This is a genomic window from Bradyrhizobium forestalis (genome assembly GCF_002795245.1).
Lineage (GTDB): Bacteria > Pseudomonadota > Alphaproteobacteria > Rhizobiales > Xanthobacteraceae > Bradyrhizobium > Bradyrhizobium forestalis.
Genome location: NZ_PGVG01000065.1, coordinates 12,457 through 27,164, shown reverse-complemented (window position 1 = coordinate 27,164; position 14,708 = coordinate 12,457). Strand labels below are relative to the sequence as shown.

General features: G+C 57.0%; 9 protein-coding genes and 1 pseudogene. 1 reads left to right on the top strand and 9 read right to left on the bottom strand.

Annotated features, from left to right (window positions below):
• Positions 1–423: 423 nt before the first annotated feature.
• From CVM73_RS36830 to CVM73_RS36805, 6 genes and pseudogenes are all read right to left on the bottom strand, one after another.
• Positions 424–996: an aldehyde dehydrogenase family protein gene (locus tag CVM73_RS36830; RefSeq protein ID WP_158237655.1), complete on the bottom strand. Its 573-nt coding sequence runs from the start codon at positions 994–996 to the stop codon at positions 424–426.
• A gap of 6 nt (positions 997–1,002) precedes the next feature.
• Positions 1,003–2,111: pseudogene (locus tag CVM73_RS36825) on the bottom strand (IS630 family transposase).
• Entirely contained in the window at positions 2,063–2,938 is an 876-nt protein-coding gene (locus CVM73_RS36820) for an aldehyde dehydrogenase family protein (RefSeq protein ID WP_100236628.1), read from the bottom strand. The pseudogene CVM73_RS36825 and the gene CVM73_RS36820 overlap by 49 nt, the downstream one beginning before the upstream one ends.
• 819 nt (positions 2,939–3,757) lie before the next feature.
• Entirely contained in the window at positions 3,758–4,921 is a 1,164-nt protein-coding gene (locus CVM73_RS36815) for a M20 aminoacylase family protein (RefSeq protein WP_100236627.1), read from the bottom strand.
• The gene (locus tag CVM73_RS36810; RefSeq protein WP_100236626.1) at positions 4,918–6,093 is read right to left on the bottom strand and encodes a M24 family metallopeptidase; all 1,176 of its coding nucleotides are present in this window, start codon (positions 6,091–6,093) and stop codon (positions 4,918–4,920) included. Before CVM73_RS36810 ends, CVM73_RS36815 begins: the two co-directional genes overlap by 4 nt.
• A gap of 689 nt (positions 6,094–6,782) precedes the next feature.
• Positions 6,783–7,643 (bottom strand): acyl-CoA thioesterase, encoded by an 861-nt coding sequence (locus tag CVM73_RS36805; RefSeq protein WP_100236625.1) that lies wholly within the window; start codon positions 7,641–7,643, stop codon positions 6,783–6,785.
• Positions 7,644–8,536: 893 nt separating this feature from the next.
• Between CVM73_RS36805 and CVM73_RS41585 the strand changes: the two genes are divergently transcribed.
• Positions 8,537–8,668, top strand: coding sequence for a hypothetical protein (locus tag CVM73_RS41585; RefSeq protein ID WP_283809988.1), 132 nt, complete (start codon positions 8,537–8,539; stop codon positions 8,666–8,668).
• Positions 8,669–9,363: 695 nt separating this feature from the next.
• Here the strand turns inward: CVM73_RS41585 and CVM73_RS36795 are convergent.
• The 3 genes from CVM73_RS36795 to CVM73_RS36785 form a co-directional block, all read right to left on the bottom strand.
• Positions 9,364–10,224, bottom strand: coding sequence for a MaoC/PaaZ C-terminal domain-containing protein (locus CVM73_RS36795; RefSeq protein WP_100236623.1), 861 nt, complete (start codon positions 10,222–10,224; stop codon positions 9,364–9,366).
• Positions 10,225–10,347: 123 nt separating this feature from the next.
• Positions 10,348–11,442 (bottom strand): KamA family radical SAM protein, encoded by a 1,095-nt coding sequence (locus CVM73_RS36790; protein WP_100236622.1) that lies wholly within the window; start codon positions 11,440–11,442, stop codon positions 10,348–10,350.
• Between the two features lie 1,157 nt (positions 11,443–12,599).
• Positions 12,600–13,487, bottom strand: a complete 888-nt coding sequence (locus CVM73_RS36785; protein WP_245452541.1) for a TauD/TfdA dioxygenase family protein — start codon at positions 13,485–13,487, stop codon at positions 12,600–12,602.
• Between the last annotated feature and the right edge of the window lie 1,221 nt (positions 13,488–14,708).

The following is a 14,708-nucleotide window of genomic DNA, read 5'->3' as shown; positions in this document are numbered from 1 at the left end:
GAAAGGAACAAATCAGTTGCCGAAGGTCATCGCCGGTGTAAAGTTTACTGACGGCATCGAGGTCATTCCGACCACTGAAAGCCACGCCGCCTGATCAGGCCGCGTCACCCAGAATTAGCCATAGCTCCGGTTCTCGCACGCAAGCTTGTCGATGGATTCGCAATGTGAAAAGGGGCACGTGCTACAAACAACAGCTTAAGCCGGTTAGGTCCAGAGGACGCGGTTAGAGAAAGCGATAAATCATTGCTACGAGAACGTCTGGCAAACACTGATGATCATGACCGGCTCTGCTAGGATCATGCTAGCAGGTGGCGCCTGATATTGTGCGTGGAGCCCGAGCTTTACAATATGACCTACAAACGAACTCACACGATTTGGCTCAGGATAGCATCTGAACCATACACCCGGGCCAGCCGCTTCGACTTATGGTGACGCGGATCGGGTGCTAAAGGGGCTATGCCATCCACCTGACATGATCACACTCGTCTTCACCTTCATATATTGTTCGGCCGCCTCCACTCCGTGCTCGATGCTAAGACCGCTCGCCTTGTGGCCACCAATTGAAGTTCCATTGGAGAGAGTATGGGCACAATTGATCCAGACAATACCGCTTACCAGCGAGCAGCGGGCGCGTTCGGCACGACGGAGCGACGAGGTCCAGACCGAGGCGGCCAAACCATATTCCGTATCGTTCGCAAGCTGCCAAGCTTCTTCATCGGTATCAAAAGGACGCAGCGCCATTACTGGACCGAAAATCTCCTGTCGCGCAAAGTCGCTGTCGAGCGCGTACTTCGTCACGATCATAGGCGGAAAGAAATGTCCACCCTCCACGGGCCGATAATGCTTTTGGCAAGCATGCCACGCATCCACATCCGCGGTAAGCCGCCGAACACGCGTAAGCTGCTCAGCGGAAATGAGAGGGCCGACCTGAGTTTCCGGGTCGAACGGGTCGCCTATGCGCAACTCTGCTGCTATAGAGCCGCAGATTCTAGTCACGTGAATCTAAAGTTCGCCACATAAAGTCTGCTGGGCTTTGTGGCAGAAGCGTTTGACCGAGGCCAGAATCTGGTCTGCGGACTTGGTCCATTTGAACGGCTTGGGGTCTTGTTGTGCAGGTCGATGAAGGCACGGATGTCGGCCTCGAGCTGCTTGACGGAGGTGTGAACACCGCGCTGGATCTGCTTTCTGGTGAGTTCAGCGAACCAGCGCTCGACCTGATTGATCCATGACGCGGAAGTCGGCGTGAAGTGGACATGATAATGCGGCCGACGGGCGAGCCAGGCCTTGATCTTGGGTGTCTTGTGGGTGGCGTAGTTGTCCATGACGATATGGATATCGAGGCCTCCAGGAACTTGAGCATCGATCTCTTTTAAAAACTTCAAGAACTCGACCGCCCGGTGGCGCTTGTAGCATTTGCCGATGACGAACCCCGAGGCGACATCGAGCGCGGCAAACAGCGAGGTCGTACCATGCCGCACATAGCTATGCGTACGACGCTCCGGCACGCCGGGCATCATCGGCAAGACCGGCTGCTCGCGATCGAGCGCCTGAATCTGGCTTTTCTCATCGATGCTGAGGACAAGGGCTCGGTTCGGTGGGGATAGGTAAAGGCCGACGATATCGCGCACCTTGTCGACGAACAGCGGATCGCTCGACAGCTTGAATGTCTGGCTACGGTGCGGCTGTAAGCCGAACGCCGCCCACATTCGGCGGATCGTGGTGTGGGAAAAGCCGGTTTCCGCAGCCATTGAGCGGATCGACCAGTGCGTCGCGTCGGTGGGCGTCGTACGCAATGTCCGCTCGATTACCTCGGCAACCTGATCGTCGTTGATGGTTCGAGGACGGCCAGGGCGGGCCTCGTCAAGCAGGCCATCACAGCGATCCTTCAAAAACCGGCGGCGCCACTTGCCAACGGTGTGTTCGTGGAGGCCGAGTCCAGTAGCCACAGACTTGCTTGGCAAGCCATCCGCGCATCGCAGGATCGCGCGGCATCGCTCAGATAGCGACCGGGCAACACGATGACGACGAACCTGCCTCTCCAAGTACGCCCGCTCTTGCTGACTCAACACCAACGGCGCGATCGGCCGGCCTCGCTCACCTGCATTCGCCACGAGCACTCTCCTCTGTAGGGATTCGAGCTATCAACTAATGAGACGAACTTGCGTTCCAGATGACTAGCAAACTGATCCATTAATGGTCGTGCCACGAGAACGCGTGCGCAGCTCGTGCAGGTTTGGCCCGCATTCATGAAAGTGCTGAAGACCGCAGCGGATGCTGCGCGTGGCAGATCAGCGTCATCGAACACGATCAGCGGCGATTTTCCGCCAAGCTCAAGGATGACACCCTTGAGCACTCCACCGGCGGCGGCCGCAACGCGTCGGCCGGTCAGCATGGATCCAGTAAAGCTGATCTTCGACACCATCGGATGCGTGATGAGCGGCGCGCCTGCTTCCGCTCCAAATCCAGTAATAATGTTAACGACACCGTCTGGCAGCCCCGCTTGCTGCATTAGCGCAGCCAACAGGAGCGTAACCAGCGGACTCTGTTCCGCCGGCTTAAGAACAATCGTATTTCCACAGGCGATGATTGGCGCGATCTTCGTAGCTGCGTTTAACAACGGATAATTCCACGCCGAAATCGCGCCTATGACCCCGAATGGCTCTCGCTCGACGAGCGCCGTTGCGTCATTTCCCATGGGCACAGTGCTGCCGTGCAGCTTATCGGCTAGGCCAGCATAATAACCAAAAAGCTTGGCCGCATGCTGTACGGAATCGGTCGTGGTTTCGCTGATAGGTCTTCCGCTGTCGAGCGTCTCGATCGTGCCAATCGCATCGAGGGCGCAAGCCGTAGATGCGGATCGGGCCGCGCGGGCCGCTGACGCTGTCGCAGCGTCGTGGGCCAGCGATAGCGGCAAGCGTACCGGGCTGTTGTTGCGCATCGCGCAGGAGATCCGGAAACACGCCCAAGAGCACCATCAGATGCTGGCCATCAATCGGACTCGTGACCGCGAATGCACCATCATCGGTCGCGCAGCACCATTGCCCACCGATCCAAAGCGTGCCTCGGCGAAAGCATTCCACTGGAAGCAGATCTCGGATGTTTTGGCGCATCTCCTGCCTCTCTTCTCGAAACATGTGTTAGTTACGCGTTAGCGAGGGACTGACGAGCTCCGCTTGATGCATCTGGTTTGCCACCGCGGAGTTCTGGCCAAGCTGGACTCTCTAGCAATAGCGTTCTTTAGAGGCAGGCGCGGGGAGCTCAGTGGATGACGTTTCTTCCGCTACATCGTCCTCAGTTCGCTGTTCCATGAGCACTGGCATCGCAGCTCGTCTGCGAGTATTCGCACGTCGGTTCGAGCTCTCTCTCGGGCTCGGCGGAAGCCAGCAAAGTCGGCGCGTAACACGCTTGACCTCGCCAGTGAAGCCATGGACTGAAGTGTCCATCGAGGTCTGAATGCCGACACAAGGTATCGCGTTCGCCAATGTCGCCTCACTCGAGTAGACGACCGGGCACTCGTAACACTGATTGGCTCAAGCACAGGATCGGCGCGCACAATTAGCGGAGGCGTTTATTTGCTCGTGGCTTGTACTTTTCGTAGTTGTCGGCGGGAGGAGCGAGCGGCGATCGCAGCGACCCACAGTTCAAGATTTGCAAGGAGCCGAGGGCTATTGCTGCCATGGGAGACACCGAAGAATTCTATCGTAACTCTATCCCTGGCGTAGACGTGGACGGGTGGTGGTGCCGTTACCGCTACACATCAGAGTGCCAGCACCGTCTCGACGACGTTCGCCCAATAGCCGATGCCATAAGGCAAGGCGTCATCATTGAAGTCGTACCCCGGGTGGTGTAAGCTAGATGTCGATCCGTTGCCAAGAAAGATGATTGCGCCCGGCCTTGCTTCAAGCATGTAGGCGAAATCTTCCGAGCCCATTCGCGGGCTTATCTTTTCATCAACACAAGCCGGTCCAACCAGATCGCGTGCTGCCTTGACCGCCAGATTAGTTTCTTCCGGATGATTGATCGTGACCGGCGCGGATCTGCTGTAGTCAAATTCGACATCTGCGCCAAATCCCCGCGCTATGCCTCGCGCAGCCGCAAATATCTGCTCTTGCGCGAAGTCGCGCAGGCCCGGCACAAGAGTTCGAACACTACCCGCGAGCTCTACCTGATCCGGAATGACGTTGTAGGCCTGCGCCGCATTGAGTTTGGTCACAGATATTACGAGCGCCTCCGTCGGGTTTGTGCTGCGGGAAACCAGGGTTTGCAGGCCGACGATGATCTGTGCGGCGATGACTACCGGATCGATGGCCTCATGAGGCTTGGCGGCATGGCCGCCCCTCCCCTTCACGATGAGGTCGAACTCGTCGAGAGCCGCCATGATCGGACCTGGGCAGATGCCGAAATGGCCAACTTCTATTCCTGGCACATTGTGCAGACCGAACACCTTGGTTATTGCGAAGCGGTCCATGATTCCTGCCTGAACCATCCTTTGGCCGCCTTCTCCACTCTCTTCTGCCGGCTGGAAGATCAAGGCGACCGATCCCTTGAACTGCCGAGTCGTGGCCAGGTATTTCGCGGCGCCTAATAATATGGCCGTGTGACCATCATGTCCGCAGGCGTGCATCTTGCCCGGCACTTTCGAGGACCAGAGCTTCTTGGAACGTTCGGGTATCGGAAGCGCGTCCATATCCGCGCGCAGTGCGATGGTCGGCCCTTCTGGACACTTGCCCCGGATCAAGGCGACGATACCAGTTTCAGCTATCCCCGTTTCGATATGATCAACGCCGAAAGAAACGAGCTTCTCGGCTACAAATCTAGCCGTGTTGTAAAGCCGATATTCCAGCTCGGGATTCTCGTGAAGATGGTGGCGCCAAGCAGTTGCCTCAGCCAATAGAGGTCGAAACGCTTCAATGCCGTTCATTTGGGACCCACAGCATGAAATAGGTTGTGATCTGTACGGCTGAGCACTTCCGCGCCAGACTCTGTGACGACCACGTGCTCGCTGCAGCCAAACAGATGACCGCCTTCCCCAAACAGAATAATGGGAAGATGAAAGGTCATCCCCGGCTGCAGAATCTCCTCTGCGGCAGGCTCCAGGCTGAGGTTCCCGCGTTCTGTCCAGTGGATACCAGTTTGGTACCCGGTACGATGGCGAAACGCGCCCGGGCGCGCAGATTGCTCAATCACCTTGCGCGCGGCGCCGTCCACGGTCTTCGCGTTTACTCCTGGCCTTATCGCCGAGACGGCGGATTCGAGCGCTTCAACTGAAAGAGCGTGCAACGATTCGGCCTCACGGTGGCGACCAAGCACCGCGCTGCGGACCAGCCCTGCGGCATATCCGTGCTTCACGCCGCCGATCTCAATCATGGCAGGTTCATTGTTTCGAATTGCGTGTGGGGTCGGGACACCGTGGGGCATCTTCGTCCGATCACCGAACACGAGAGTAACGGATCGCCATATTTCGCCGCCAGCTTTGTTGGCTTCTCCAACTATGGCTGCGTACGTTTCCGCTTCACTCACGCCTTCGCTTAGCGAGTTCCGAAACACGCGCACGGCGAGATCGGTTGTCGTCATTGCTTGACGCATCACAGCGAGCTCAAGCGGGCTTTTCACTGCAGCGACTGACGCAACTAAATGGGAGGCGTCGGCGGCCCTCATGTCTGGACACAGTGCCCGCAGTGCACTCACATCGGCCGGCGCCAGATTCCAACATCCGAGTTCGAGACCTACTCTCCGATCGTGCAGACGATGCTGGCGAAGAATCTCGGCACAGGTCTTCGCAACATCGCCCTGCTGCCTATAACAAATAACCTCATCGACGCATCCTTCGGCGCGGACAGCCTCGGCATCGTACTCTCGTGCAACGAGAACCGGCGCATGCCCAGGTGCTAGAATCAATGGGAACGGCGCGAAGTACCCACCAAATCCATGATAGCCGGTTAGATATCTGAGGTGGCCGATAGCAGTAACGACGATTGCATCAAGTTCGGCGCGCGCTACCGCTTCAAGCACCTTCTGCTGCCGGCGATCGTACTCCGACTTTGGGAACGGAAGCCCAGCCCACGGAATTTCCGAACCTGTCGTTGTGAGCATAGAAACCTCCGTCTTCAGCCATACCGTGCCTGGGCCCTTTCCTCTCTCGAGCGTCTTCTCGTCGACACCCTGCGATCGGATAGACCGCGGTCGGCTTCGTAGCCGGCGGCCCAGCATTAAACACTGAAGCGCTCAGAGACCGACGTCACAACTGCCGGGTTTAGTAGTTTCAGAGCTGACGAGCTAAGCGTTGGGCGATAGGCCAGCCTAGCGAGGATCATGTTCCAACCAAGCAAGCACCTGAACCAGTCACGACAAGGTAACGATCAACCAGTCTTGTTTACGGCGTATTCAAAGCGAAAAGCATTGTGAGGCACCGCAAGCGAGCCAGTGTGCGGCCTGAGTTGGCGCGATGTATACTGCGGTCTATACCCGGGTCTCCGAACGATGGTTGCGCAGACGCATGATCAAGCATTGGCCTGCCGAACGCGGATTGGCCAAGGGCGCGCCGAATGTGTTTATGGATGGAGTTAAGGTCCTGACACCGTAGACTTCATCGCAGAATGAAAGTTCCTTAGCGTCAGGAGGGCCCGTACCGACGGTCGCCCGCCAACAGGCGATGTGATTTTCCGGGCGTCAAATGATCATTGGTTCCCTCCTTTGTCTCTCGGGAAGGCACGCTTGCAAGCGGCATGGACGGTCCCTTGTGCTCGCGCGTTCAAGCCAGACTTTCCCCGCGGTGCGCAAGCTCAGCGTCGCTCGCGCACCGAGCCTTCCTGGGCGACCGAAGCCACCAGCGTGCCGTCGCGCCTAAAAATCAGCCCACGAGCGTGCCCACGTCCGCTCTGCGCGCTTGGCGAATCCTTCGCATAGAGCAGCCAATCGTCGGCACGGAAAGGGCGATGAAACCACATTGCGTGGTCAAGACTTCCGGACAGAATGCGTCCATCGAACAACGTACGCCCATAGCGTGCCATCACGGCATCCAGCAGCGACAAATCCGAGGCATAGGCCAGTGCGCAAATGTGCAGCGCTGGATCATCGGGCAGCTTCGCCGCGGCCTTCATCCACATGTGAACTCTTCCGTCCTCGACCTTCTGGCCAACATACCGGCCGATCTCGATGGGACGAAGCTCGACCGGACGATCGGGTTCATAGTAGCGGCGAACAATTTCCGGTAGGTCCGGATATAGTGAATGCCTCGACAACTCTTCGGCTGCGAAATGCTCAGGCCCTGGCACCTCCGGCATTATTTCCTGGTGTTCGAAGGCGCCTTCCTCACCCCTATGAAAGGAGACGATCATCGAAACGATTGCGGTGCCGCGCTGCAACGCCGTGACGCGCCGGGTCGAATAACTTTTGCCGTCCCGCAGGCGCTCGACCTTATAGATCAAGGGTACCTGAGGATCGCCGCTGTGGATAAAGTAGCAATGTAGTGAATGCGGCAGCCTGGCTTTGACTGTGCGACACGCTGCAAACATCGCTTGTCCAATGACTAGGCCACCAAATACCCGTTGATCACTGGCGCTCGGGCTGTTGCCCCGAAATTGGTCGATCCCGATCGATCCAACATCGAGAATGGCTGAAAGATCGATCCCACTTTTTTGCATTCAAGAGCTCTTAGCGTGTTCAGTGTCATGGCTGGACGGCACAACGAATAGCCCAGGCGTCTTGAGCCTTCGAGAGACGAAGCATCCTCGGAACGAAACGCGGCGTTTGGGACCCGGTATTCGAGCTGCCCATCCGCTACCAGAACTCCATTCGTGCGGCGGCTCACGCCGCCTCATTTTTCGATAGGCTCAGCGCCTGTGACAGTCGTCCAAGTCTAAAGCAATCGGCATGCCGCTCCGCACATCAGCGGACCCAGCAAAGAACACGATGGCGAGTTTCTTCTACCGTCGGCACGGGTCGAACTTTAGTGTCTTGTTCCGGACATGTCGTGAACCACAACTGGCATGCGATTGTGTATGTAAGACATAGCGCGACAGCTTATTTGAGCCGCTTACAAAACTCTGAGGATGTACACGCTGCGACTGAACGCGACGCTTCACCGCAGGCACAGCCGGTACGCTGAGGACAACCATTTCGCCGCCTGAATGTCTCAAAAAGGCGCACTGGCTTTGCACCATAGATCGGATATTGTCGCTCTTCCCTAGACGCCGTCGTCTGCTGCTACGCACACGAGTTGCGGGGCATGATGAGCAATGCGGTTGGAGCATAGTTGTGGCGCAAAAGAGCAGAAGGCATTATTCTGCTCGACGCTGACAAAAGTGACAGCACAGTCTTCATCATTGGTATGAGGCCTAGGTTCGTACCAGTCTGCAATGTGAGGTGGAGGAATTCATGTCACTGACGTACAGGAACGCCGCGCCTCCAAAACAAGCGAGAAGCGATTATCAATTCAACCGACCTGGATTACACAACGGTGCCTCGTGAGATGGCCGACGTCTATCCTGTCAAGACGTACTGTCCCCGCTGCAGCGTCCACAGCGATACGTCTGTCATGTCCGCCTATCTGAAAACGTGCGCCGTGGTCGTCGAAGGCGGCTGCTTACATGTCGCTAACGGCCCTAAAGGCATCTTCGCGCGCACGACATTCTTCATCCTCCCAGGTGGCGGCGATACGATTCCGTGATCAGCAGCGCAACTGCCGTCTTCATTGTTGATTTTTGGATAGGTCGGGACCCGACGCAGGCCACGCGCGCGTGCATCGCCTTTGCGCAGTGCCCACATTCACTCCCTTTTTTCGGCACGTGCCGCGGCCTATCTAACGCGCTAGTCCCACACCCCAAAATCCACCCGAGGGCTCATCACAACGAATGGTTCGATTTGTTCAGTTTAACTGCTGTACCCTGGACAAGGCGGGTCTTCGGCCCGCGAATACTGCTCAAAAATTTAACTGCTCCAGGCGCACGATCCAGAAGCCCTGGGCTGACAAGTGGTACAACAACATTCGGCAGACTGCTCAAGGAGATCCGTCTAGTTCTTCGTCGCTCGTCGACTGTTTCTCGTTGAGGGGCGCATTCGAGATCGCATGCTCTTGCCGCCACTTCTAAAGATTTCAAAGCGGCTTCGGTGTGGCCTCACGTGTTTACCGGGCTTGGAGGACGACGAAATGGCGGACCGCCCTCGGTTGAGGTCCACGGGCGCGATCAGCCGAAATGCTGGAGCCTTGAGGGCAGCAGTTGAGTGCTCCGAACGCCTTAGGTTCGTTGCCCAGCCATCTATGCAGGCGTTGCCGCGGACGTTTCATGCATATCGGCAAGAACCGCTAAAAGAGCGCGACAAACTCGCAGCCGAATAGGTAAAAAAGAGCGCTCCGAACGCTGCTCAGTGCAGCACCGTCTGCCCATTCCTGACCACTGTAACCCGACGCTCTCTTACGCAAGCTTCGAATGAGATCGAATTGCCGTCCTTCCAAAGATTGACGGTAACAACTTCTCCCGGGAACACGGGCGCCGAAAAGCGGGCGCGATGACGATGAAAAGCAGACGGGTCGTAGTCGGCATAGCTCTGCAGGACGGCTCTGCAGGTCAGCCCATACGTGCACATTCCGTGCAGAATGGGTCTTGGAAAACCGGCTCGAGAGGCGAACTCCGGATCGCTGTGCAAAGGGTTTCGGTCGCCAGAAAGACGATAGATTAGGGCTTGGTCAGGCCGGGTCGGGATATCGAGTGATCTATCTGGTGCTCGGCGGGGCACCTGGTGAGGCTCCGGCATCCCCTCCGATGGCCCACCAAAGCCGCCGTCGCCTCTGGCGAATGTCGACGAAAGGATTGTGACGATCTTGTCGCCTCCCCCCTCTCTGACCACCACCTCATTCTGAATGATCGCGCCTTTCTCCTTACCCTTGTCATAAATTCCTCTCACACGGGCGTCTGCCGTCACGTTCGCTGCGGCGGGTAACGGCTTGTGAAACGTAATGTCACGTTCGCCGTCAACAACCATGACGCGATTGAGGTCAATGACTCCGGGACGTGCGCCCCAAACGCACACGGAAGCAAACGTCGGGATCACCTTTAATGGCTTCGACGTTGCAAACGCTTCATTGACGAATTGTAGCTCCTCCTCCTTCAGAGGATCTGAGCCGATGCCCACCCCAAGTGCATAGAGCATTACCTCCCTGTCAGTCCAGGAATAGCGAGCTCCACAGGTCCTTAAGTTCAGTGCAGCGGGATAGTCGAGCGGCATCCGAGCCTTTCTATGCTTGTGACCGGCGCACGCCGCCGGCGGCTGAACTTGAATTCGCTTCCTGGGGCGGCCGGCGTACCGCGCTCACTCCGAGCCCGTAGGCTGGAGCGCGCGCGTTAGACTTCATTGTTCGGGCATATCATCAAGCCAGGAGGCTGTCGCGACGTGCGGTCGGGAAAAGATCCTTCCGATCGTCTCGGCAACTTTATTCTGATGGTAGCGCATATACAGCCGGCCATCCTGGCCCAAGTCCAGAATCTCTATTTTTCCAGTGTAATGGGACATGATGTATTTAAATGTCTTCTCGATCCCGCTCAGACGTTGATTGATGCCGCGTACAATCTCTACTCCCCGCCGCAGTGGGACTTGGAAGTGCGACGCGCCCTTCACCGGCCTCGCCTGGAATAAGTAGTAAGGTCGTACTCCGATTTCGTGACATTTGGCGAAGGTCGCGGCCAATATCTCCGGATCGTCATTGACTTTGGCGAGAAGCACGGACTGATTAAGGAGTTGCACGCCCTGTGCTCGCAAGGCGCGCACTTTGTCCTCCGCCTCGCATGAGATCTCACCTATGTGATCGAAATGCGCGACGATGATCGGGGTTTTACCCGCCTTGTGGATACGCTTGAATAAGGCCGGTAGAGCGGAATCCGCAAACCGTCTTGGCTCATAGGCCAGCATTTTTGTGCCAAATCTGATCGAATTCAAATGGTTTATTGGCAGCAGGTGGTCAACGATCTTGTTCAGTTTGGCGGTGCTGAGCACGAACGGGTCACCTCCTGAAAGAAGTACGTTCGTCATCTCAGGATGGCCCGCAATATATTGCGCGGCCTGATCGAAATCCGGTGCGATTTCATCCGAAACCTTGCCCACAATGCGCTTGCGAAAACAGTAACGGCAATATGAGCCGCAGCGCTCCGTCACCAGCAATAAACCGGTCTGGGCGTACTTGTGCTGGAGCCCCGGTACGATCGTGTTGTCGTGCTCGCCGCTCGTATCCAAAGTGCCCGGACTCTCGAACTCCTCGACTGAGGGCTCGACAACATACTTCAGCTGATCGTAGTACCCGCTTTTGACAATTTGTTCGCCGTAAAATTTTGTGACATGATAAGGCGTGATGTTGTTGGCTTGCAGTTCATTGTCGCTAAGCACGCGCGTTTCTTCAATGAACTTCAGCTCGTGTGCTCTGCAATCCAGCGGATTAGCTGTGGTTTCCATTGCCGCACCTCGTGTGCCCTTATCATCGCGGTTTGATTCAATGCGATCTATACAGCATCAACAATGGATCGATACCTACCTAGTGTGGTGAGGACTATCGGGTCTCTAGAGTTGAGGAAGGTGCACTGATACTCGCCTGGTGTCGGCGCGCTGCGGTTAGCGGCGCGATCGCGAACCTAAGTCGCAGCCGAGAGAGCGTGTGAGATCGACTTCCACTAGCCAACTCAGGCGAACCGTGATTCATCCTCGAGCCCGGAAGAGGCTGACGGGGGTGGCGCATCGGCGGCCCTTCCGATTTGGGTGAGCAAGGCCGTGGTTCAGGGCGGTCTCTCAGGCGGCACGGACTTTCCGGGGTAGCGAGCGCAATCCAATTGGGTGTGGGATTCGAGGGAAACGCGCCCTACAGCAGCTTTGCCGACCGGCGCGGATCGACGTTCCGCGCTGAAGCGACACCGGGACTTGCTCGCTGGAACTGCGGCGTAGCTGATGGCGCGTCGTTACGCCTGGACCATGCCAGCCCACGCGCCATCGGCGATGGGCCAAACGGCCATTGGAAGACGACCACATTCGTTGCGGACATCACCTGCAAAGAGCCGATTGCATCTTTCGTGGGCGACGGCCCGATCAAGGCCGGGTACTTCCTGGCCTATGTCGAGCAAATTCTCCTCGCCGTACTGCGCCAGAGCGACACGGTGATCTCACAATCTGTCGAGCCAGAAGAACGAGGAGGGTCTGCCTCATCGCAGACGCGGGTCTACTCTTCCTGCTGCCCTACAGCCCCGATCTCAAGCCGATCGAGATGGCATTGGCCAACCCAAAGAACTGTTGCAGCAGACCCGGGCAGAACCGCGGCGCCCTCTGGATCTCATCGGGCACCCTGAACATGTCCACTCCTGAAGAATGTGCCAGCTACGTCCGTCATTGCGGATACATTCCGCTTTGATCGCGACAGGCTCCAGCGAACCGCGCAGCATGCCCAAGCTATGCGACCAGCGCGCCCAAAAGAGGCAGATTGCCCGCACCGGTTCGCCGGTCCTGCCGGGATAAGGTTCGCCGGTCCTGCCGGGATAAGAAGGCCTGGCTCCGCTCGACATTGTAGGGCCGCAACTTAGCCTTGGACCGCCAGCGTCTTACGAAAACCGGACGTGCGCACACCGCTAGGCAGCCTCAGCGGTCCGTGATTTCAGCCTCTTGATGTGCGGTACGCCGGCGTCAATTGCAAGCCGGTCCATGGCCCAATGAGGACAGCCCATCTTGTTGACGCGATACGTCTCAATCGCGCGATCGTCCCAGATTGCGACGTCGCCTGATTTCCAGTTCCAGCACAAGATATTCTGCGGGGCAGTGAGATAGGATTGCAGAAGTTCGAACAACCTTTGGCTCGGATAGCGCTGCAGGCCGACAAAGTTCTGCACGGAACGGCCGAGCGAGAGCACGCGTTCGCCAGTCTCGGGATGAACACGAACGATCGGATGTGCCGTTTCGTAGATCGTTCCGGTGGATACGTACTCCAATGCCTGCCGGCCGGATTCGGTGGTCCCGTCCATCGCTGTGTGATCGAATGCGGCGAAGCGCACAGCCCAGAGGTTATCGGCAAGCATCCGCAGCGGATCGGGAAGGTCAAGGTAAGCGGCCACCGAGCTTGACCAAGCGATCTCCCCGCCAAACGGCGGAATCGCTGCACCTCGCAGCACTGAAATTGCTGGTCGGGCGGCACTGAAGAGATCATCACCGTTCATCTGATCAACATGATCGCAGGCGCCATCGGGGAGCGTCTTCCGGATTGTTAAGCCTCCCCTTGTGTCCAGCATTGTGGGATTGCGTATCAGCGAGCCAAGCCGGAGCACAAAACGCTGTTGCTGGGCATCGGCCAGATGTCCCTGATCACGGAAGAAGATGACCTTATGCTCAAGCAGCAGCCGGTTAATGGCTATGATGGCCTCGTCAGACAAATCGTCTGAGAGCGTAATATTCTTGATTTCGATCCCAAGGCGGTCCGCGTGCTTGACGATGTCTGCTCGCGGAATGACGTTATCAACGGTCATTGTGCCACTCATGACGGCGCCTTTCTCTGTGATGTCTAAACAAACTCCGTGTTTGGTGGTCACGTTGGCGCGCGACAAAGCCCCACGCCGCACAACTAGCCGGCTGACTCTTGTTACAGACCACCATCATCTTAGGATCTGACTCCCTCTGCGTGCGGACACAGCCAGTACCGCTCCATGGAAGGACACTCGCATATAACGCCAGCAGATCGATTTGCAGCCACGTCAACGGTACAAATCATAGATGCGATCCATGTCCAGTCCATGAAACGAAACCAGCTTTCTTTTCGATCTTGAGTAACGTTCGCCTCGTCTCCGAACTCATCCTTGGAAAATCTTCGAATAACGAATGGGTCGTCACCTCACGCGACCGGCATGGCCTCATCCGCACGACAAGAATCGAACTCGTTCGCGGCCGGCGCCTGGCGAAAGAAGCCCGCTTCCGGCAAAGCTAACTCTATCTCAGAGAGTATATTCTATATATGGCTACTTCCGCGAGTTCGTAATCACTTCCTCGCGACTTGGAGTTGTCGAATGCGCGTTGTCTTTCGTCGGCTGGTTTATGGGTTGCTCTTCTTGCCGAGCAGGAAAGCCGGCTAAAATTTAAACGCTGCAACTCCCATTGCAGCTAAACAACGGACTCAATCCCTCGATTTGCGAAATCTGCGCGCGTCACGGAATGCAGGTCGTCCTGCCTGTGACGCAGATTTGCACGAAACGCAGATTGCTTTGGCTCCTGGCAGTTGAACGCAATAGAGACAGAGCGCGGGACCGCGCAGAAAATACCGTGCGGCCCGAGACAATGCAGCGTACTTTGCGCTCTCACATTGCAAGCCGCACTTTATGGGCAGGCTATTTTGCCCCAATTGGCAGCACGACGCCTACGGCAGCATTAACGGGGAATCGATCTTCCGAATGATCGCCGCTGTCTTCATGGCAACCATAAGGCGCGCAAAGATGATCAGACACGCATCAAAACTGCGCGATTTCAGAGGGGACGATGAAAGAATGCACCAGCTGCGTAACAACGCGCCCACGCGGCCGAGCCGTTGCGTAAGATCCGCACCATCGCAACAAGCCGCCTTCAAAAAGCTGGGGTTCGTCAAAGGCCGCAGGAGACTCTGTTCAGGCTTATTTGGCATGTGCAGACAAAGCTGCTTGTAAGCAGCTCCGCCGTGCGAAATTGTGCTTGGAGTCTTGCTGGTCCGGCCGGCAGATCGG

Excerpts from the sequence above, each read along its gene's own strand:
- CVM73_RS36815 (WP_100236627.1), bottom strand. The coding sequence starts at position 4,921 with ATGAACGGCATTGAAGCGTTTCGACCTCTATTGGCTGAGGCAACTGCT.
- CVM73_RS36810 (WP_100236626.1), bottom strand. The coding sequence starts at position 6,093 with ATGCTCACAACGACAGGTTCGGAAATTCCGTGGGCTGGGCTTCCGTTC.
- CVM73_RS36805 (WP_100236625.1), bottom strand. The coding sequence starts at position 7,643 with ATGCAAAAAAGTGGGATCGATCTTTCAGCCATTCTCGATGTTGGATCG.
- CVM73_RS36785 (WP_245452541.1), bottom strand. The coding sequence starts at position 13,487 with ATGACCGTTGATAACGTCATTCCGCGAGCAGACATCGTCAAGCACGCG.
- CVM73_RS41585 (WP_283809988.1), top strand. The coding sequence starts at position 8,537 with ATGTCCGCCTATCTGAAAACGTGCGCCGTGGTCGTCGAAGGCGGCTGC.
- CVM73_RS36820 (WP_100236628.1), bottom strand. The coding sequence starts at position 2,938 with ATGCGCAACAACAGCCCGGTACGCTTGCCGCTATCGCTGGCCCACGAC.
- CVM73_RS36790 (WP_100236622.1), bottom strand. The coding sequence starts at position 11,442 with ATGGAAACCACAGCTAATCCGCTGGATTGCAGAGCACACGAGCTGAAG.
- CVM73_RS36795 (WP_100236623.1), bottom strand. The coding sequence starts at position 10,224 with ATGCCGCTCGACTATCCCGCTGCACTGAACTTAAGGACCTGTGGAGCT.